Consider the following 18,469-nt stretch of genomic DNA (forward strand, 5'->3'; position numbering starts at 1 on the left):
GCCTATCGCGCCCTTCAAGGCAAAGACTGCCGAAAAAGGGAAACTCTCGATGTTGAATTCAGCAAGCCTGCGCTTGCGGCTGCTGGCCGGCGCCGCCCTGACGGTCGCGATCGCGTCGCCAGTGCTCGCGGCCCCCGCGCCGACCGCCGCCAAGGATACGGCGCCCGCTGCCGCTGCCGCAGACCCCGTGATCGATCCGGCCCCCGCCGCTGCGGAGCCCGCCGACCAGACCGGTCTTGGCGAGATCGTCGTCACCGCAACCAAGCGCGAGACGAACCTGCAGAAGACGCCGATCGCGATCAACGTCCTGAGCAGCCAGGCGCTGACCGACCGTCACGTCCAGAGCCTGTACGATCTCGCCGACGGCGCCGTTCCGTCGTTGCGCGTCGCGACGTTCGAGGCGCGCCAGTCCGCGCTGACGATCGGTATCCGCGGCATCGTTCCGCTCGACGCCAACCAGCCCGCGCGCGAGCAGGGCGTCGGCGTCTATATCGACGGTGTCTATCTCGGCCGCCAGCACGGCCTGAACGCCGCGCTGTTCGACGTCGACCGGATCGAAGTGCTCAAGGGCCCGCAGGGCACGCTGTTCGGTCGCAACACCGAAGGCGGCGCGCTCAGCATCGTCACCAAGGGCCCGAGCGGCAAATGGGGCGGCAGCGCGACCGGCGGGATCGCCAACTACGGCAGCTATAACGGTACGCTGCATGTCGACCTGCCCGAAACGTACGGCGTATCGCTGAAGCTCGACGGCGTCATCCAGCACCAGGACGCGACCACCAAGAATCCGCTCGCGGACCAGACCGGCTTCAATTATTATCATCGCCGCGGCTTCAAGGCGACCGCGCGTGTCCGCCCGATCTCGGGCATGACCGCCGATTTCAGCTACGATAACGGCTACGACTCGAACAGCCCGTTCTACAGCCAGTTGCTCAACGTGAATCCGAACGGGTGCAAGGCCGGTGCGCAATCCGCGTCCCCTGCTTGCGCGCTGCCCGGCACCAACTACACGACGCTGACCGGCAGCGTGAAGCCGCTCCCGAGCCAGGTCGTCGTCAATGGCGACAGCCGCATGAAAGTCGCCGACATCGGCGTGCCGCAGCAGCCGAGCATCGACAAGACGCACGGTTTCACCTCGAACATTCGCTGGGACGTCGCGCCCGAGATCGAACTCCGCTCGATCACCGCATGGCGCGGCGTGAACGCGACGCAGTACGACAATAGCGGCGGCTATCACCGCGTGCCCGTCATTGCGGCCGGCTGCACCGGCACCGCGTGCAACTTCAGCCGCTACAGCCTTGCCGACCTCCACCAGAACCAGTTCAGCCAGGAATTCCAGGCAGTCGGTACGGTCGGCCAGTTCGATTACGTCGCCGGGCTCTATTACTTCAACGAGCACATCAGCGACGACGCGGCGACGCCGAACTCGCTGGCGTTCAATTCGTCGCTGACGACGATCTCGGTGCTCGATCCCTGCACCGGGTCGGGCGGGTTCGGCTCGCTCGTGGGCTGTCGCTCGATCGATCGTGCCTCGGAAGTGCATTCGAAGAGCTATGCGGGCTACGGCCAGGTCACCTGGAACGCGACCGACCGCGTTCACCTGACCGCCGGTGGCCGCTACACGCGCGACGAGAAGCAGGGCGTGCTGCATTTCTCGCGTAATCTGAACTACGACACGGCGACCCAGGCCCAGTTGACCGCCGCCGGCTATGCGCCGCTCGACGCCACCTGGAACCGCTTCAATCCGATGGCGACGCTCGCCTATGACGCCAGTGACACGGTCCACGTCTATGCAAAATACGCGACCGGCTACCGTGCCGGCGGTGCCAGCTCGCGGACGTCCAACTACCAGACGTTCAACCCCGAGGACGTGAAGTCGTACGAGATCGGCGCGAAGACCGATTTCTGGAACCACCGTGCGCGCCTGAACCTTGCCGGCTACATCATGGATCGCAAGAACAGCCAGGTCGACATCAGCTCGATCCAGACGACCGCATCGGGCAGCTTCAATAACCTCGTGACGATCAATGCGCCCGGCATCACCAAGATCCGCGGGATCGAGGCCGACCTGACCGTGCAGCCGGTCGACGGCCTGACGCTGACCGCAGGCTATGCCTATACCTACACCAAGATCCCGCCCGTGCTGATCGCGTCGACCGGCGTGTACCAGAACTTCTACATCGTGTTCACGCCGCGCAATGCTGCCAACGGATCGGTCGACTACACGATGCCGGTCGGCGACATGGACCTGAAGTTCCACCTCGACGGCAACTACTCGCAGGCGACGCAGACCTTCGATCAGTTCGCGACCAAGAACGACCCCGCGTTCATCGCCAACGCCCGTCTCGCCTTGGCGAACATCCACGTCGGCGGCAGCAACGCGGTGACGATCTCGGCCTGGGTCCGCAACCTGTTCGACAAGCAGTACGTGTTCCGCCGCGACCCGTCGAACAGCCTGCCGGGCGCTCCGACGACCAACCTCACGTCGGGCAGCGTCAACAACGTGCTGGGCGACTACGGCAATTTCAACGCGCCGCGCACCTACGGCATGGAGGCTTCGGTCAAGTTCTGATCGGGCTTGCCGCGTCAAAATGGAAACCCGGGCAGGCGCTCAGCCTGTCCGGGTTTCGTCGTTTCAGCCCTTGGGTAGGGCGATGACGACGCGCAGTCCGGGGGCCGCGTCTTCCAGTGCAATCGTGCCGCGATGAAGCCGGACGATCGCCTGGATCAAGGGTAGGCCAAGGCCGTGCCCTTCGTCGTGGCGGCTGGCGTCGAGCCGCCCGAACCGCCGCAACGCGAGCTTGCGTTGATCCGCCGGAATGCCGGGGCCGGTATCGGTCACCGTGAGCGTGGCAGTCTTGCCGGTGGTCGCGACGCCGATCTCGATGCGGGTGCCGGGTGGGGTGTGGCGGAGCGCGTTCTCGATGAGGTTCACGAGCAGCTGGCCGAGCAGTTGGCGATCGCCGACGATCTCGGCCACAGGCGATGTTTCCAACGTCAGCGTCCGGCCGCCATCGGCGACTACCGGTTGCATCATCGTCGCGATCTCTTCGGCCAGCGCCGCCAGATCGAGCGCCGCGAACGCCGCGCGCCGATCGCCGCCTTCGATCTCGGCGATCCGCAGCATCGCCGCAAACATCTCGAGCAGTTCATCGCTCATCGCGATCGCGGTTTCGAGATCGTCGCGCTGGCCGTCCGTCTGGGCCCGCCGCAACGCCAGCGCCAACTGGCTGCGCAAGCGTGCCAAGGGCGTGCGAAGATCATGCGCGATATCATTGGAGACGTTGCTGATGCCGGCCATCAGCTCCGAAACACGGTCGAGCATGCGGTTGAAGGCCATCGCCTGGTGCGCGAACTCGCCGCCCGATCGATCGACCGGTACGCGCCGCGACATGTCACCATCGATGATCGCGTCGACCGTCCGCCGCGTCTCGCCGATCCGCCGGCCGATCGTGATGACGAAGAACAACAGGCCACCGATGACGACCAGCAGGATCGATCCGAAGCCGACGAGGTAAATCCGGACACGTGCCGCATTATAGTCGTCGAACGGTTCGGTCTCGGCGATCGTCACCAGCGTCATGCCGTGCCCGACGTCGCGGACCAGCGCACGCCCGGCGGACAGTCCCGCGATCTGGTCCTTTAGCGCGACCGTCGAGAACCCGATCGGCAGGCGGCGCGGCAAGGCGATGTTGCCGCCGAGCCTGCGACCGGTCGCATCGAGCAGCAGGAAGCCGATATCGCCGGTATCACGCTCGCGGGTCGCGGCGTTGATCCGCCGGACGAGTTCTTCGGGGCTGCGGTCGCCGGAGATGCCGGCGGCGGCATCGCTCACGACCAGGATGCGGCGATCGACCAGTCGCTCGATCGTGCGTTGCGTCGCGGTGTAGATCGCAAACCCGGTGCCGAGCGTCGCGATGAGGAACGCGATCAGGAACGCCAGCGTCAGCGCGCGCAGTGACCGCAGTCGGGTCATCCGCGCAGCATGTATCCGACGCCGCGCACCGTGCGGATGGGATCGTCGCCGCCCGCCGCGGTCAATTTGACGCGCAGGTGGCGGACATAGACGTCGACGATGTTGGTGGTCGGTGCGAAGTCGTATCCCCAGACCCGCTCGACCAGCATCGCCCGCGTCAGCACCGCGTCGGCATTGGCGACGAACTCGGCGAGCAATTTGAACTCGAGCTTGCCGAGATCGAGCGCGATGCCGTCGCGCCACGCGCGGAACTTGGTCGGGCTGACGACGATATCGCCGGCGTGGATCGTATCGCCGGCGCTACCGGTCCAGCCGCGCCCGCGCATCAAGGCGAGCAGGCGTGCGTTCAGTTCGACCGCGGCGATCGGCTTGACCACATAGTCGTCCGCGCCGGCTTCCAGCCCCTCGACCTTCTCGACCGAGCGGCCGAGCGCGCTGAGCATGATGACCGGCATCGTGATGTTCGCACTCCGCAGCCGCTCAAGGACGGAGATGCCGTCGATCTTCGGCAGCATCCGGTCGAGGATCACCGCGTCGAACGCCTGGCTGTCCACCGCTGCGAGTGCATCTCGGCCATCCGGCGCCACCGTTACGCCGTGATCGAACCCGCGCAGTTCCTCGGCCATCGCCTGCGCGAACACGGCATCGTCCTCGACCAGCAGAATGTTCAGGCTCATCACGGTCTCACTCGGGCAAGCTTCCGTCCTATCGTGGATCGTCGCGCGTACAAGCGTCTTGCGGGCTCGGCCGGAGGCTACAACGCCGTCCGTTGCCTAGCGAAAGCGTCGCATTGGTTCACGCGAAGGCGCGAAGAGATGAGAAGAATGGGTTCACGCGGAGACGCGGAGACGCGGAGAGTTCTCCGGGACCGACGGTCCCCTTCATCATCGCTGCAGGATGAGGAACGAGACGCCCGTACCGCCCGCAACACCTCCGCGTCTCTGCGTCTCCGCGCGAACAAATCTTCTTCGCGCCTTCGCGTGAACACACCTTCTTAAATCCGCCCACCCGTCACGGCAGCAGGATCGTGCTCCCCGAAGTCTCACCCGCCTCGATTGCGCGATGGGCGGCGGCAGCCTCTTCGAGCGGAAAGGTCCGGCCGATCGCCGGCGTGATCGCGCCGTTGTCGAGCATGGCGAACAGGCGGGCGATGCCGGCCTGCCTTTCCTCCGACGTGACGTAATAATCGAACAGCGTCGGCCGCGTCACAAACAGTGAGCCTTTCCGCGCGAGGACGCCAATGTTGACACCATCGACCACGCCGCCTGCATTGCCGTAGCTGACGATCAGGCCACGCTTCGCCGCGCTGTCGAGCGACGCCTCCCAAGTCGCGCGACCGACACCATCGAGGACAACCGGCACGCCCTTGCCATCGGTGATCTCGCGAACGCGCGCGGCAATGTCGTCGGACTTGTGGAGGATGACGTGATCGGCGCCAGCCTTGCGGGTGCGTGCCGCCTTGTCCTCGCTGCCAACGCTGGCGATCACCGTCGCGCCGATCGCCTTCAGCCAGCCGACGAGGATGTGGCCGACCCCGCCCGCCGCCGCGTGGACGAGGACGGTCTGCCCCGCCTGCACCTTGGCGCAGCGCTCGACCAGGAACTCGGCGGTGCAGCCCTTGAGCAGGATCGCCGCGGCGGTCTGGTCGTCGAGCGTGTCGGGCAGCTTGAACAGCTGGTTCGCGGACACGTTGCGCTCGGTCGCATAGGCGCCGCGCGAGGGGCCGAAGGTGCCGACCCTGTCGCCGGGCGCGAAGTCGGTGACGCCCTCGCCGACTGCCATCACCACGCCCGCCGCCTCGCTGCCGAGACCCGATGGCAGATCGATCGGGTACACGCCGCTGCGGTGATAGGTGTCGATATAGTTCAGCCCGACCGCGGTGTTGCGCATCCACACCTCGCCCTTGCCCGGCGGCGGTAGCTCGATGTCGCGCCACTGGATGACCTCGGGGCCGCCGGTCTTCTCGATGAATGCCACTCTCGCCATGCCGGCCTCCTGATGAATTTCCCGGTCAACCTACGGCATGCGTTTCGGGTTGCAACCGATCTCCGCCGAGCCCATTCCTTGGCGAGACAAGATGCGGAGAGGCACGATGAAAAGCTATTTGCAGCAATATATTGACGGCGCGTGGGTCGATAGCGAGGGCGGTGCCGTCTATCAGGTGATCGACCCGTCAACCGAGCAGCCGTGCACCGAAATCACGCTGGGCACCGCCGCCGACGTCGACAAGGCGGTCGCTGCGGCACGCTCGGCGTTCGGGAGCTGGAGCCAGACGAGCGTGCAGGAGCGGCTCGACGTGCTCGGCCGGATCATGACCGAATACAAGGCGCGGATGCCCGATCTGGCGAAGGCGATGTCGCAGGAGATGGGCGCGCCGATGGCGCTCGCCTCGATGGCGCAGGCGCCGACCGGCCTCGCGCACTTCTCGGCGACTGCGAAGGCGCTGGCGGCGTTCGAATTCTCCGAGACGATCGGCAAGGCGACCGTCGTGCACGAACCGCTTGGCGTCGTCGCGATGATCACGCCGTGGAACTGGCCGCTGAACCAGATCTGCGCGAAGGTCGCCCCTGCCCTCGCGGCAGGCGACACGATGATCCTGAAGCCTTCCGAGGAAGCGCCGTCCTGCGCGGTGATCCTGGCGGAGATCATGGATGCGGCGGGCGTGCCGGCGGGTGTGTTCAACCTGATCAACGGTGACGGTCCCGGCGTCGGCGCAGCATTGTGCGCGCACCGCGACGTCGACATGGTGAGCTTCACCGGCTCGACCCGCGCCGGCATCGCGGTCGCTTTGGCAGCCGCGCCGACCGTGAAGCGGGTGCATCAGGAGCTTGGCGGCAAGGCGGCGAACCTCGTGCTCGAGGGCTCCGACCTTGCGACCGTCCTGCCGCCGACTGTCGCGGGCGTGCTCGCCAATTCCGGCCAGAGCTGCATCGCGCCGACGCGCCTGCTGGTGCATGCGACACAGGTCGCCGAAGCGACTGCGATCGTGAAGTCGATGATGGAGCAGACCAAGGTCGGCGATCCCGCCGAGATGGGCCAGCATATCGGCCCGGTCGTCAACAAGGCGCAGTTCGACAAGATCCAGGGGCTGATCCAGTCCGCGATCGACGAAGGTGCGACACTGGTGACCGGCGGCGTCGGGCGTCCCGACGGGCGTAATGCGGGATATTACATCCAGCCGACGCTGTTCACCGACGTGCGGCCGGACATGCGGATCGCGCAGGAGGAAACGTTCGGCCCGGTCGCGACAATCACGTCGTACGCCGATCAGGACGAGGGCATCCGCATCGCCAACGCGACCGAATACGGGCTGTCGGCGACGATCTCAGGCGATCCGGCGGCGGCGGCGAAGGTCGCGCCGCGATTGCGCGCGGGACTGGTCACGATCAATTCGTGGAGCCCGGACATCGGCGCACCGTTCGGCGGGTACAAGCAGTCGGGGAATGGTCGCGAGAACGGGCGCTATGGGCTGACCGACTTCATGGAGGTGAAGACGATTACCGGCCTGCCGGGTGAAAGTCGCGAAGGGAAGCCGGCCGAAGCGGGCGCCTGAGCCTCTCTCTTCTTCTCCCGATGGGAGAGGGAGTTAGTCGAGGTTGGGGCGAAGCCAGCGTTCGGCGGTTTTCAGGTCCGCGCCACGGCGGGCAGCGTAATCCTCGAGCTGGTCGCGGCCGACGCGGGCTACCCCGAAATACTCTGCTTGCGGGTGACCGAAATAGAAGCCCGAGACGGCGGCAGTCGGGAACATCGCGAAGCTCTCGGTCAGTTCGAGGCCGGTCGCGGTCTCGGCGTCGAGAAGGTCGAACAGGATCGGCTTGAGGCTATGGTCGGGGCACGCAGGATAGCCCGGCGCCGGGCGAATCCCGCGATATTGTTCCTTGATCATCGCGTCGTTGGTGAGCTGTTCGTCGGGCGCGTAGCCCCAGAGGTCGGTGCGGACGTGCTTGTGGAGACGTTCGGCGAAGGCTTCGGCGAAGCGGTCGGCGAGCGCCTTCAGCAGGATGTCGTTGTAATCGTCGTTGTCCGCCTTGAAGCGCGCGATGTGGTCGTCGATTCCGTGGATACCGACCGCGAAGCCGCCGAACCAGTCGTCCGAGGTGTCGACGAAATCGGCGAGACACATGTTGGCGCGGCCTTCGCGCTTGGCGATCTGCTGGCGAAGCATCGGGAGCCTTACCTCCTTCTGCTCCCTCTCCCCTCCGGGGAGAGGGTCGGGGTGAGGGGCTGTTCCGGGCTCAGCACTGCTTGGCTGCCCCTCACCCCAGCCCTCTCCCCGGAGGGGAGAGGGAGCAGTGACCACCACATCATCACCCTCGCGGCGCGCCGGCCACAGGCCCGCGACCCCGCGCGGGGTCAGCCACTTCTCCGCCACGATCGTATCGAGCATCGCCTGCGCATCCGCATACAGCGAACTCGCGCTCTCGCCGACGACCTCATCGGTCAGGATTGCCGGGAAATTCCCCGCCAACTCCCACGCGCGGAAGAACGGCGTCCAGTCGATATAGTCGCGCAGGTCGGTCAGGTCCCAGTCCGCAAACACATGCACGCCAGGCTTGACCGGCGCGGGCGGCTTCATCGCGAAGTCCGCCACGAAACCGCGCTCCCGCGCCGTCGCCAGCGGCAGCAACTCGCTCTGCCCCTTGTTCGCGCGCGCGATCCGGACCGCCTCATACTCGTCCGCGGTCTTGGTCACGAACTCGTCACGGATCGTGTCCGACACCAGCGTCGACGCCACACCTACCGCACGGCTCGCATCGAGCACATGCACCACCGGGCCGTCATAGGCCGGCGCGATCCTGAGCGCAGTATGCACCTTCGAGGTCGTTGCGCCGCCGATCAGCAGCGGCATCGTCATCCCCGCGCGCTTCATCTCCTCGGCCACCGTCACCATCTCGTCGAGCGACGGCGTGATCAGCCCCGACAGTCCGATCATGTCCGCATCGTTCTCGTTCGCGGCGGCCAGGATCTTCGACCACGGCACCATCACGCCGAGATCGACCACGTCGAAGCCGTTGCACTGCAGCACCACGCCGACGATGTTCTTGCCGATATCGTGCACGTCGCCCTTTACGGTCGCCATGATGATCTTGCCCTTGCCGCGTGCGCCAGGCTCCTTCATCGCCTCGATATACGGCAGCAGATGCGCGACTGCCTTCTTCATCACGCGCGCCGACTTCACCACCTGCGGCAGGAACATCTTGCCCGATCCGAACAGGTCTCCGACCACGTTCATGCCGTCCATCAGCGGACCTTCGATCACCTCGATCGGTCGGCCGTTGTTGCCGTCGATGATCAGCCGCGCTTCCTCGGTATCCTCGACGACGTGCAGGTCGATGCCCTTGACCAGCGCATATTCGAGCCGTTTGTTGACGGAGAGCGAGCGCCATTCCGCTGCCGCCTTCTCGGCCACCACGTCGGTGCCGCGATAGCGTTCGGCGAGCGCGACGAGGCGATCGCCGGCCTCGGGATCCTTGTTGAGCACGACGTCCTCGACCGCCTGGCGCAGCTCGGGATCGATGTCGTCGTAGATGTCGAGCTGGCCGGCGTTAACGATCGCCATGTCCATGCCCGCGGGGATCGCGTAATACAGGAACACGCTGTGCATCGCGCGGCGGACCGGCTCGTTGCCGCGGAACGAGAAGCTGAAGTTCGACAGCCCGCCCGAGATATGGACATGCGGGCAGCGTGCCTTGATCTCCTTGCACGCCTCGATGAAGTCGACGCCGTAGTTGTCGTGCTCCTCGATCCCGGTCGCGACCGCGAACACGTTGGGATCGAAGATGATGTCCTCGGGCGGGAAGCCGATCCCGACGAGCAGCTTGTACGCGCGCTCGCAGATTTCGACTTTCCGCTCCTTGGTGTCCGCCTGCCCGACCTCGTCGAACGCCATCACGACGACGGCCGCGCCGTACGCCATGCATTTCCGCGCCTGGGCGAGGAACTGCTCCTCGCCTTCCTTCATGCTGATCGAATTGACGATCGGCTTGCCGCTGACGCACTTCAGGCCGGCCTCGATCACGCTCCATTTCGAGCTGTCGACCATGAACGGGATGCGCGCGATGTCGGGTTCGGCGGCGATCAGTTTGAGGAACGTCGTCATCGCGTGGTGCGCGTCGAGCAGCCCCTCGTCCATGTTGACGTCGAGCACCTGCGCGCCGCTCTCGACCTGTTGCCGCGCGACCTCGACCGCGGCGGGATAATCGCCCGCCATGATCAGCTTCTTGAAGCGCGCCGACCCGGTGACGTTGGTGCGCTCGCCGATGTTGACGAAGGAGGTGGAGGAAGTGGTCATCGGTTCGTTTCTTCTAGCCCCCTCTCCCCTCCGGGGAGAGGGTTGGGGTGAGGGGTAGTTGGGGAGGGAAGCGTTTGTGGCGCCCCTCACCCCGGCCCTCTCCCCGGAGGGGAGAGGGAGCGGTGGCCTAAGCCGCCATCGTGAACGGCTCTAGACCGGCGAGCTTGGTCCGCACCTCCGGCCGCGCGACCGAGCGCGGCTCGAGCCCGCGCACGCCGTCAGCCATCGCCTTGATATGCGCCGGCGTCGACCCGCAGCAGCCGCCGAGTACGTTGACCTGTTTCGCCACCGCCCACTCGCCGACCAGCCCCGCCGTCGTCTCGGGCTGCTCGTCATACTCGCCGAGTTCGTTCGGAAGCCCGGCGTTCGGATAGACCATGATCAACGTGTCCGCGATCGCCGACAGCGTCTTCACATGCGGCCGCAACTGCTCCGCGCCGAACGAGCAGTTCAGCCCGATCGTGATCGGCTTGGCATGCCGCACCGCGTGCCAGAACGCCTCGACCGTATGCCCCGACAGGTTACGCCCGCTGAGATCGGTCAACGTCATCGACATCATGATCGGCACGTCGCGGCCGAGCGCGTCGCCTGCCTCGATCGCCGCCATGATGCCCGCCTTGGCGTTGAGCGTATCGAACACCGTCTCGATCAGGATGAAGTCGACGCCGACCCCCTCGCCGCCTTCGAGCAACGCGTCGATCTGCTCGCGGTAGACGCCTTTCAGATAATCGAAGTCGATCTCGCGGAAGCCGGGATCATTGACGTCGGGCGACAGCGACAGCGTCTTGTTGGTCGGCCCGATCGCGCCGGCGACGAAGCGCGGACGGCCATCCTTCGCCTCGTACTCGGTGGCGAGCGCACGCGCGATCCGCGCGGACTCGACGTTGATCTCGCGCACCAGATGCTCGGCGCCGTAGTCCGCCTGCGAGATGACGTTCGCGCTGAACGTGTTGGTCGAGACGATGTCCGACCCCGCCTCGAGATATTCGCGCGTGATCGTCTCGGGGACGTCTGGCTTGGTGATCGCCAAGATGTCGTTGTTGCCCTTCTGGTCGTGCGACAACCCGAGCGACCCTGCGTAAGCCGCCTCGTCGAGCTTCCAGTTCTGGATCTCGGTGCCGAACGCGCCGTCGGTGATCAGGATGCGCTTGGCGGCTTCCGCGTTGAAACGTTCACGTGGTGTCATCGTCAATCTCCTCCCCTCCCGCTGGCGGGAGGGGTTGGGGGAGGGAAGTGCCGCAAACGAGACGGTCGGGTTGGGCCAGCCCCTCCCCCGACCCCTCCCGCAAGCGGGAGGGGAGCTAAGCCGCGGCGACCTTTTCAGTCGGCTTCGCGCGGACACCCAGCATATGGCAGATCGCGTAGGCCAGTTCCGCGCGGTTGAGCGTGTAGAAGTGGAAATCCTTCACGCCGCCTGCATAGAGCCGCCGGCACATCTCGGCCGCGATCGTCGCCGCAACGAGCTGCCGTGCAGAGGGATGATCGTCGAGCCCTTCGAACAACCGGTCCATCCACGCAGGGATCTCCGCACCGCACAACCCTGCGAACTTCCGCGTCTGCGCGACGTTCGACACCGGCAGGATCCCCGGCAGGATCTGCGCGGTGATCCCGGCCGCCGCAACCCGGTCGCGAAACCGGAAATACGCCTCGGGCGAGAAGAAGAACTGCGTGATCGCGCGGGTCGCACCCGCATCGATCTTGCGCTTCAGATTGTCGATGTCGGCGTCGTGACCGCCCGATTCCGGATGGCACTCGGGATACGCCGCGACCGAGATCTCGAACGGATGCAGCTTCCGCAAGCCAGCGACCAGTGCCGCCGCATTCTCATACCCGCCCGGATGCGCCTGATACGGCTGGCCGAGCGTCGGCATATCGCCGCGCAGCGCGACGATGTGCCGCACGCCCGCCGCCCAATATTCCTCGGCGACCTGATCAATCTCGGCCTTGGTCGCCTCGACGCAGGTCAGGTGCGCCGCCGCGTTCATCGACGTCTCGCGCTGGATCCGCGCCACCGTCGCATGCGTCCGCTCGCGCGTGGAACCGCCCGCGCCGTACGTCACCGAGACGAAATCGGGAGCAAGCGGCTCCAGCGTGCGGATTGCGTCCCAGAGCTGCGCGTCCATCTTCTCGCTCTTCGGCGGGAAGAACTCGAAGCTGATGCCGACATCGCCCGCGAGATCCGCGAACAGCGGTTCTTCGAGCGCGCGGCGCGCTTCGGCCAGTTGGGGGATCGAAATGTTCGTCATGCCGCCTTCACCTCACGCAGGCTCGTGCCGATCTTCCGACCGAGCCATAGTTTTACCGTCAACTCGCCGCCCTCGAGCGTCTCGACGCGCGCCGTCTGCAAGCCTGCCGCCTCGAACCACGCCGCCATCTGCTCGTCCGCGAACCCAAGACGCGTGTGCGCATCGCGCAACCGCAGTTCCTCGCGGTCGTGGCTGGCGAAGTCGGCGATCAGCAACCGCCCGCCGGGCGCGAGCACCCGCGCCGCCTCGCCCACCGCCGCGCCGGGCTGCTGCGCGAAGTGCAACACGTGATGCAGGATTGCGACGTCCGCCGCGGCATCCGCCATCGGGAGGGCATACAGATCCGCCTGCCGCAATTCGGCATGCGTCATGTCGTGCAGCTTGGCGCGCGCGAGCCGCAGCATTTCCGAACTGCGATCGATCCCGAGCGCGACCGTCGCGTGTCCGCCGAACAGTTCCAGCATCCGCCCGGTGCCCGTACCGATATCGATCAGCGTGCCGACCGGCGCATCGCCGAGCACCGCCGCCATTGCCGCCTCGACCTCGCTGTCGGCGACGTGCAGCGACCGGATCGCGTCCCACTCGTCGGCATGCCCCTCGAACCACGCCGCAGCACTCGCTGCCCGGTCCGCGCGCACCGCCGCGAGCCGCGCCGCATCCGCGACCGCCCAGTGATCCGGCTCGGCCTTCGCCCAGACGTCGAGTGCGCCCGCGACCGGCTCGACCACGTCCGCAGACCCCAGCGCGACGAACACCCAGCTACCCTCCTTGCGACGCTCCGCAAGCCCGGCATCGCACAGGATCTTCACATGGCGCGAAACACGTGGCTGGCTCTGACCGAGCACCTGCGCCAACTCGCCGACCGACAGCTCCATCCGCCGCAACAGCGCGAGGATCCGCAACCGGGTCGCGTCCGCCAAAGCACGGAAGATTTCGAGCGCCATCGTCATGCCAAGACATATAAAGAATTCTTTATATGAGGTCAACGCAGGCGTGCGCGTCTTCGACATTGGCCATATCCGCCCGCGACTTATCGCATCGCGCGAGATCGTGACGGATCGGAAACGCTTTATCCGCGTTCGATTGCGCTATGGGCTGGGCATTACCCGGTCCACAAGACGACATCCACGGGAGTAGATACCTATGAAGAAGTTCCTGATCCCCGCCCTCGCCCTGACCGCCGGCCTCGCAGCCTGCAGCAACAATGCGCAGGACCAGACCGCACAGGCCGCCAATGCGATCGCCGCCGATGCCAGCGCGACGACCGCAAACGCCGTCGACGACGTCAGCGCCGCCAGCGATCGTGCACTCGGCTCGGCCGAGCGTTCGCTCGACAATGCCGGTGCCAAGATCGACAACTCGACCGATCACCTCGACGCCAAGGCCGACCGCGCCGGTGACCGGATCGAAGCCGGTGCAGACCGTGCGGGTGCCGCGATCAGCAACGGTGCAGACCGCGCCGCCGACGCCACCGGCAACGCGCTGACCCGCGCCGGCAACGCGATCAAGGACTAAGCCTTGCCGAGGCGCCCCCACTTCTCCGTCACCCCAGCGAACGCTGGGGACTCCCGGTTCGGGTCACGACGACCGCTCCGGAAGGATGCCAGCGTGCGCTGGCACGACGGTATGATGGTGGGGGCGCTTTTCGCTATTTCGGCGCTCGCGGCGTGCTCGCCCGCGAGCGAACCTGGCGCAGTTACCGCCGACGAAGCGCACCAATTGAACGAAGCCGCCGCGATGCTCGATGCCAACAGCGTCGACCTGAACGCAGTCGCCGCCGATCCTGACGAGACTGAAATCCCCTCGAATCAAAGCGACCAGACCCGATGACCCTCCGCCGCCTCGGCTCGACCGATCTAAAGATCGCCCCGCTCGTCCTCGGCGGCAACGTGTTCGGCTGGACTGCCGACCGCGCCGCCAGCTTCGCCGTGCTCGACGCGTTCGTCGCGGGCGGCGGCACGATGATCGACACCGCCGACGTCTATTCGGCCTGGGTCGACGGCCACACGGGCGGCGAGTCCGAGAGCATGATCGGCGAATGGCTGAAGGCCAGCGGCAAGCGCGACGACGTGCTGATCGCGACCAAGGTCGGCATGCTCCCCGGCGAAGGCGGCGAAAAGCTGGCCCCCGCGCGTATCGCCGCCGCTGCCGAAGCCTCGCTGAAGCGCCTCGGCACCGATCGCATCGACCTCTATTACGCGCATCAGGACGACGAGTCACAGCCGCAGGAGGCCGTCCTTGAAGCGTTCGGCAAGCTGGTCGATGCGGGCAAAGTCCGCGTGATCGGTGCATCAAACTTCCATGCCGCTCGCCTGAAGTCGGCGGTCGAGGCTGCCAAGACCTCGGACTTTCCGCGCTATCATGTGCTCCAGCCCGAATATAATCTCGTCAGCCGCACCAAGTTCGAGGGCGAATTGCAGGATTACTGCGTCACCGAGAACATCGGCGTGCTGCCTTATTACGGGCTCGCCTCGGGTTTCCTCACCGGCAAGTACCGGACGAAGGACGATTTGGGCCAGAGCGTTCGCGGTGGTCGGATGGGCGAATTGCTCGAAGGTACCGGCAAGGCGGTTCTCGACGCGATGGACTCGGTCGTCGAAGCTACTGGCGCAACCCACGCGCAGGTTGCGCTGGCGTGGCTGATCGAGCAACCGGGCGTTACGGCACCGATCGCGAGCGCCACGAGCGTGAAGCAGGTTGAAGACCTGTTGCCTGCGATGACGCTGGAACTGTCAAAGGACCAGTTGGACGCGCTGACGGTCGCGGGCGCCTGACTGCTTGATCCTCCCCCGCCAGGGGGAGGTGGCTGGCATTTGCCAGACGGAGGGGGCGGCATGCGCAAACCCCTGTGCCGTGTCCTCCCCCTCCGTCACCTTCGGCGACACCTCCCCCTGACGGGGGAGGATCGAGAGGGCGCCCCCCCCTCAGTCCCCCGCAAACGTCAGCGCGGACGTTCTTCGTTCGCGCTCATTGATCAGCAGCGCCCGCCCGGCCGGCGCGACCGACCGTTGCGGACAATCGTTGCGGAAACAGGCGCGGCAACCGAGCCCGATCGGCATCGCCCTCCCCGCCAGATCGAAGCCACTCGCCGCCGCCAGCACGCCCGCCTGCGCCGCCGCGACGCCGAGTCCGATCGCGAACTCCGCGCGCACTGCGCCGAAGCGGCTGCCCTGCGGCGTCACAGTGCGCGCCATCGTCAGCCAGCGCGCGCCGTCCTCCAGCTCGACCAACTGCACCATCAGGCTACCCGGCCGGTCGAATGCATGATGCAACCGCCACAGCGGACAGCGACCGTCCGCCTCGACCAGCGCCGCACCGCTGGCGCCGGGATAGCGCTTCGACGCCTGCCCCGCGCGGTCGATCCGGATCATGAAGAAGGGCAAGCCGCGCGCGCCGACGCGCTGCAACGTCGTCAGCCGGTGCGCGACCTGTTCGAAGCCAGCGCCGAACCGGCGTTGCAACAGCTCGATATCGTACCCCGTCGTCTCGCACCCACGGAGGAAACGCGCATAGGGCATCATCAGCGCTGCGGCGAAATAGCCGAGAAGGTGGCGGCGATAGAGCCGTTCCGCCGCGCGATCGGTGAACCCGGCGCCTTTCGCCAGCGCATCGATCTCCGCCTTCGCCTCGATCTGGCCGAGCTGGAACGCGACCGCGAACGTGCGCGAGGCGGGGTCGAGCATCTCGCTCAACTGCAACTGGCGCGCATGCAGGTCGAGGCGGCGCAACGTGTCGGGGAGCACGTCGGCGGGCAGTACGCGGATCGTCAGGCCGTGCTTCGCGCGCAGCCGCTCGGCGATCGCGCCATAGAGGTCGCCGGCACCGAGCCGCAACTCGTCGGCCAGCGCTTCGGCGGCGGCATCGAGATCGGCGAAATGATTGCGCCAACGCTCGATCTCGCGGCGGACGAGCGTGACCGGATCGTCGCCCGCCTCGATCACCGCGCCGCCGCCGATCCGATCGAACACGCGTGCGAACGCCGCCGCGCCGCCGGGGGCACTGGCAAGCCACTCCTCGACTTCGTTGCGGTCGATCTCGAGGTCGGCGAACATCGGGTCGGCCAAGCGTCGCCGGATCGCATCCGCGCCGCCGCCCGGTTCGCCCGCCGCGAGCGAGCGCGGATCGAAGTCGAAGCTCTCGGCGAGCTTGATCAGCAGCGTCGCGGAGATCGGCCTCTGGTTGCGCTCGACGAGGTTGAGATAGCTCGGGCTGATCGCGAGCATGTCGGCCATCGCCGCCTGCGTCAGCCCCGCCCCGCGCCGCAAGCGACGGATCGCGTGCCCCGCCAGCAATTTCCGTTCCGCCATCGCAAACCCTCCTGTCACGATGTTTACAGAACGACACGTACTGCACAAGCTGAGCGGACACCGCGACGTTGCGGTGGCGCGGGACTGTCTTCCAACGTGCCGGCCTCGAACGCTATTACCTGTGCATCGCCTCTCTCGACACACGCTCGGTGTAAAGAGAGAGACAAGACGATCATCGAAGGAGGCAAGCCATGCAGACGACCACCGAACAACCCCGCGCCCGCGCCGTCTTCTCTACCAACGATTTCGCGCTGATGAAGGAAGTGCTTGGCGAGATGATCAGCAAGACCTCGATCGACGACGAACGGCTGACGCGGATGAGTGCGCTGTACCACCGCCTCGGCCGGCTCGGCTAAACCGCTACACACAGTTTCCTGGGGAGGAAAGGATCCCGCCGGTGGCTCGTCCATCGGCGGGTATTCCTGTTTAAAAGGACGGTGCGCTCCCGAAGCCCGTCATCCTGACGAACGTCAGGATCCAGGGTAACGGGCGCTGGAGCTTGTGGCTCTGGATCCTGACTTTCGTCAGGATGACGGAGTGGGGATGCCGGATACGTCCGCCTATCAGGACACCGTCGATCTCACGTCCGACTACGCATCCCGTTGCGAAGGCCGCCCTTTCCAACCCCGCCCCCTCGTGTAGGACGGCGACATGGCCAAGACACTGACCGCTCGCATCAAGGACGACATCGTCCTCTACGGCGCCCTCGCCGCCAATCTCGGGATCGGCGTGGCGAAATTCGTCGCCGCCGGGATGACCGGTTCGTCGTCGATGCTGACCGAAGGCTTCCACTCGGTGGTCGACAGCGGCAATCAGGTGCTGCTGCTCTACGGTCAGAAAAAGGCCAAGCGCCCCGCCGACGAGGCGCACCCGTTCGGCTATGGTCGCGAGCTGTATTTCTGGGCGTTCGTCGTCGCGATCCTGATCTTCGCGATCGGCGCGGGCGTGTCGATCTTCGAGGGCTGGCGGCATATCCGGCAGCCCGAACCGCTCACCAGCCCGACCATCAACTACGTCGTGCTCGCGATCTCGTTCGCGCTCGAGGGCAGCAGCTGGACGATCGCGGTGCGGGAGTTCTCGAAGTCGAAGGGCGACATGGGCTGGTGGCAGGCGATCCACCGGTCGAAGGACCCCGCCGGTTTCATCGTGCTGTTCGAAGATTCCGCGGCGCTGGCGGGTCTCGTCATTGCCGGGATCGGCATCTGGGCGAGCCATGCGTTCAACGATCCGCGGATCGACGGCGCCGCCTCGATCGCGATCGGCGTGATCCTCGCGCTGGTCGCGGTGTTGCTCGCGCGCGAATCGAAGGGTTTGCTGATCGGGGAGCGCGCCGACCCGGCGGTGATCGCGACGATCCGCAAGATCGTGTCCGCGCATCCCGCGATCGTCTCGGTCAACCACGTCCGCACGATCCACACCGCACCCGAGAGCATCTTCGCCGCGATCAGCGCAGACTTCGAGGATTCGGTGACGATGGGCGACGGCGAGTCTCTGATCGAGGCGATGGAGACCGAATTGCGCGCCGCCGTGCCGACGCTCTCCTCGATCTATATCCGGCCTGAGAAGCGCGAGAACGCGACGCTTACCGCATCCGCTTCGCCTGCCTCGGCGACCGCACAAAATACCACGCAAATCTGATCTAAATCAGACT

General features: G+C 66.2%; 15 protein-coding genes. 7 read left to right on the forward strand and 8 right to left on the reverse strand.

From position 1 onward, the window contains the following. Positions 1-49: 49 nt before the first annotated feature. Complete coding sequence (locus AC1ME3_RS18125; RefSeq protein ID WP_480954273.1) at positions 50-2,569, forward strand: TonB-dependent receptor; 2,520 nt, start codon at positions 50-52, stop codon at positions 2,567-2,569. 63 nt (positions 2,570-2,632) lie between these two features. Here the strand turns inward: AC1ME3_RS18125 and AC1ME3_RS18130 are convergent, their stop codons facing one another. The 3 genes from AC1ME3_RS18130 to AC1ME3_RS18140 form a co-directional block, all read right to left on the reverse strand. After that, positions 2,633-3,973, reverse strand: coding sequence for a sensor histidine kinase (locus AC1ME3_RS18130; RefSeq protein ID WP_480954274.1), 1,341 nt, complete (start codon positions 3,971-3,973; stop codon positions 2,633-2,635). Further along, positions 3,970-4,650: a response regulator transcription factor gene (locus AC1ME3_RS18135; protein WP_200924211.1), complete on the reverse strand. Its 681-nt coding sequence runs from the start codon at positions 4,648-4,650 to the stop codon at positions 3,970-3,972. The genes AC1ME3_RS18130 and AC1ME3_RS18135 overlap by 4 nt, the downstream gene beginning before the upstream one ends. Positions 4,651-4,984: 334 nt before the next feature. Next, complete coding sequence (locus tag AC1ME3_RS18140; RefSeq protein WP_480954275.1) at positions 4,985-5,959, reverse strand: quinone oxidoreductase family protein; 975 nt, start codon at positions 5,957-5,959, stop codon at positions 4,985-4,987. Between the two features lie 106 nt (positions 5,960-6,065). Between AC1ME3_RS18140 and AC1ME3_RS18145 the strand changes: the two genes are divergently transcribed. Then, positions 6,066-7,526: an aldehyde dehydrogenase family protein gene (locus AC1ME3_RS18145; protein ID WP_480954276.1), complete on the forward strand. Its 1,461-nt coding sequence runs from the start codon at positions 6,066-6,068 to the stop codon at positions 7,524-7,526. 33 nt (positions 7,527-7,559) lie between these two features. Here AC1ME3_RS18145 and metH read toward each other — a convergent pair whose 3' ends face one another. The 4 genes from metH to AC1ME3_RS18165 all read right to left on the reverse strand — a co-directional run bounded on the left by metH (position 7,560) and on the right by AC1ME3_RS18165 (position 13,461). After that, complete coding sequence (metH, locus tag AC1ME3_RS18150) at positions 7,560-10,265, reverse strand: methionine synthase (RefSeq protein WP_480954277.1); 2,706 nt, start codon at positions 10,263-10,265, stop codon at positions 7,560-7,562. Between the two features lie 127 nt (positions 10,266-10,392). Continuing rightward, positions 10,393-11,451 (reverse strand): homocysteine S-methyltransferase family protein, encoded by a 1,059-nt coding sequence (locus AC1ME3_RS18155; RefSeq protein ID WP_480954278.1) that lies wholly within the window; start codon positions 11,449-11,451, stop codon positions 10,393-10,395. 115 nt (positions 11,452-11,566) lie between these two features. After that, on the reverse strand, positions 11,567-12,511 hold the full coding sequence (metF, locus tag AC1ME3_RS18160) for a methylenetetrahydrofolate reductase (protein ID WP_480954279.1): 945 nt from the start codon (positions 12,509-12,511) through the stop codon (positions 11,567-11,569). Further along, positions 12,508-13,461 (reverse strand): ArsR/SmtB family transcription factor, encoded by a 954-nt coding sequence (locus tag AC1ME3_RS18165; RefSeq protein WP_480954280.1) that lies wholly within the window; start codon positions 13,459-13,461, stop codon positions 12,508-12,510. The genes metF and AC1ME3_RS18165 overlap by 4 nt, the downstream gene beginning before the upstream one ends. A gap of 193 nt (positions 13,462-13,654) precedes the next feature. Here AC1ME3_RS18165 and AC1ME3_RS18170 point away from each other — a divergent pair, with 193 nt between their 5' ends. The 3 genes from AC1ME3_RS18170 to AC1ME3_RS18180 all read left to right on the forward strand — a co-directional run bounded on the left by AC1ME3_RS18170 (position 13,655) and on the right by AC1ME3_RS18180 (position 15,285). Continuing rightward, positions 13,655-14,026 (forward strand): hypothetical protein, encoded by a 372-nt coding sequence (locus AC1ME3_RS18170; RefSeq protein ID WP_107955214.1) that lies wholly within the window; start codon positions 13,655-13,657, stop codon positions 14,024-14,026. Between the two features lie 93 nt (positions 14,027-14,119). Then, positions 14,120-14,341, forward strand: a complete 222-nt coding sequence (locus AC1ME3_RS18175; protein WP_480954281.1) for a hypothetical protein — start codon at positions 14,120-14,122, stop codon at positions 14,339-14,341. Beyond that, complete coding sequence (locus tag AC1ME3_RS18180; RefSeq protein ID WP_480954282.1) at positions 14,338-15,285, forward strand: aldo/keto reductase; 948 nt, start codon at positions 14,338-14,340, stop codon at positions 15,283-15,285. The genes AC1ME3_RS18175 and AC1ME3_RS18180 overlap by 4 nt, the downstream gene beginning before the upstream one ends. A 150-nt stretch (positions 15,286-15,435) precedes the next feature. Here AC1ME3_RS18180 and AC1ME3_RS18185 read toward each other — a convergent pair whose 3' ends face one another. Continuing rightward, positions 15,436-16,818, reverse strand: a complete 1,383-nt coding sequence (locus AC1ME3_RS18185; RefSeq protein ID WP_480954283.1) for a helix-turn-helix domain-containing protein — start codon at positions 16,816-16,818, stop codon at positions 15,436-15,438. A 191-nt stretch (positions 16,819-17,009) separates the two neighbouring features. Here AC1ME3_RS18185 and AC1ME3_RS18190 point away from each other — a divergent pair, with 191 nt between their 5' ends. Continuing rightward, positions 17,010-17,174 (forward strand): hypothetical protein, encoded by a 165-nt coding sequence (locus AC1ME3_RS18190; protein WP_164913371.1) that lies wholly within the window; start codon positions 17,010-17,012, stop codon positions 17,172-17,174. A gap of 295 nt (positions 17,175-17,469) precedes the next feature. Then, positions 17,470-18,456 (forward strand): cation diffusion facilitator family transporter, encoded by a 987-nt coding sequence (locus AC1ME3_RS18195; protein ID WP_480954284.1) that lies wholly within the window; start codon positions 17,470-17,472, stop codon positions 18,454-18,456. The last annotated feature ends 13 nt before the right edge of the window (positions 18,457-18,469 follow it).

It is taken from the genome of Sphingomonas sp. BL2, from assembly GCF_056680015.1.

What these genes read in the sequence shown, in the direction of transcription:
- AC1ME3_RS18125 (WP_480954273.1), top strand. Translation starts at nt 50, where the DNA reads ATGTTGAATTCAGCAAGCCTGCGCTTGCGGCTGCTGGCCGGCGCCGCC.
- AC1ME3_RS18130 (WP_480954274.1), bottom strand. Translation starts at nt 3,973, where the DNA reads ATGACCCGACTGCGGTCACTGCGCGCGCTGACGCTGGCGTTCCTGATC.
- AC1ME3_RS18135 (WP_200924211.1), bottom strand. Translation starts at nt 4,650, where the DNA reads ATGAGCCTGAACATTCTGCTGGTCGAGGACGATGCCGTGTTCGCGCAG.
- AC1ME3_RS18140 (WP_480954275.1), bottom strand. Translation starts at nt 5,959, where the DNA reads ATGGCGAGAGTGGCATTCATCGAGAAGACCGGCGGCCCCGAGGTCATC.
- AC1ME3_RS18145 (WP_480954276.1), top strand. Translation starts at nt 6,066, where the DNA reads ATGAAAAGCTATTTGCAGCAATATATTGACGGCGCGTGGGTCGATAGC.
- metH (WP_480954277.1), bottom strand. Translation starts at nt 10,265, where the DNA reads ATGACCACTTCCTCCACCTCCTTCGTCAACATCGGCGAGCGCACCAAC.
- AC1ME3_RS18155 (WP_480954278.1), bottom strand. Translation starts at nt 11,451, where the DNA reads ATGACACCACGTGAACGTTTCAACGCGGAAGCCGCCAAGCGCATCCTG.
- metF (WP_480954279.1), bottom strand. Translation starts at nt 12,511, where the DNA reads ATGACGAACATTTCGATCCCCCAACTGGCCGAAGCGCGCCGCGCGCTC.
- AC1ME3_RS18165 (WP_480954280.1), bottom strand. Translation starts at nt 13,461, where the DNA reads ATGACGATGGCGCTCGAAATCTTCCGTGCTTTGGCGGACGCGACCCGG.
- AC1ME3_RS18170 (WP_107955214.1), top strand. Translation starts at nt 13,655, where the DNA reads ATGAAGAAGTTCCTGATCCCCGCCCTCGCCCTGACCGCCGGCCTCGCA.
- AC1ME3_RS18180 (WP_480954282.1), top strand. Translation starts at nt 14,338, where the DNA reads ATGACCCTCCGCCGCCTCGGCTCGACCGATCTAAAGATCGCCCCGCTC.
- AC1ME3_RS18185 (WP_480954283.1), bottom strand. Translation starts at nt 16,818, where the DNA reads ATGGCGGAACGGAAATTGCTGGCGGGGCACGCGATCCGTCGCTTGCGG.
- AC1ME3_RS18190 (WP_164913371.1), top strand. Translation starts at nt 17,010, where the DNA reads ATGCAGACGACCACCGAACAACCCCGCGCCCGCGCCGTCTTCTCTACC.
- AC1ME3_RS18195 (WP_480954284.1), top strand. Translation starts at nt 17,470, where the DNA reads ATGGCCAAGACACTGACCGCTCGCATCAAGGACGACATCGTCCTCTAC.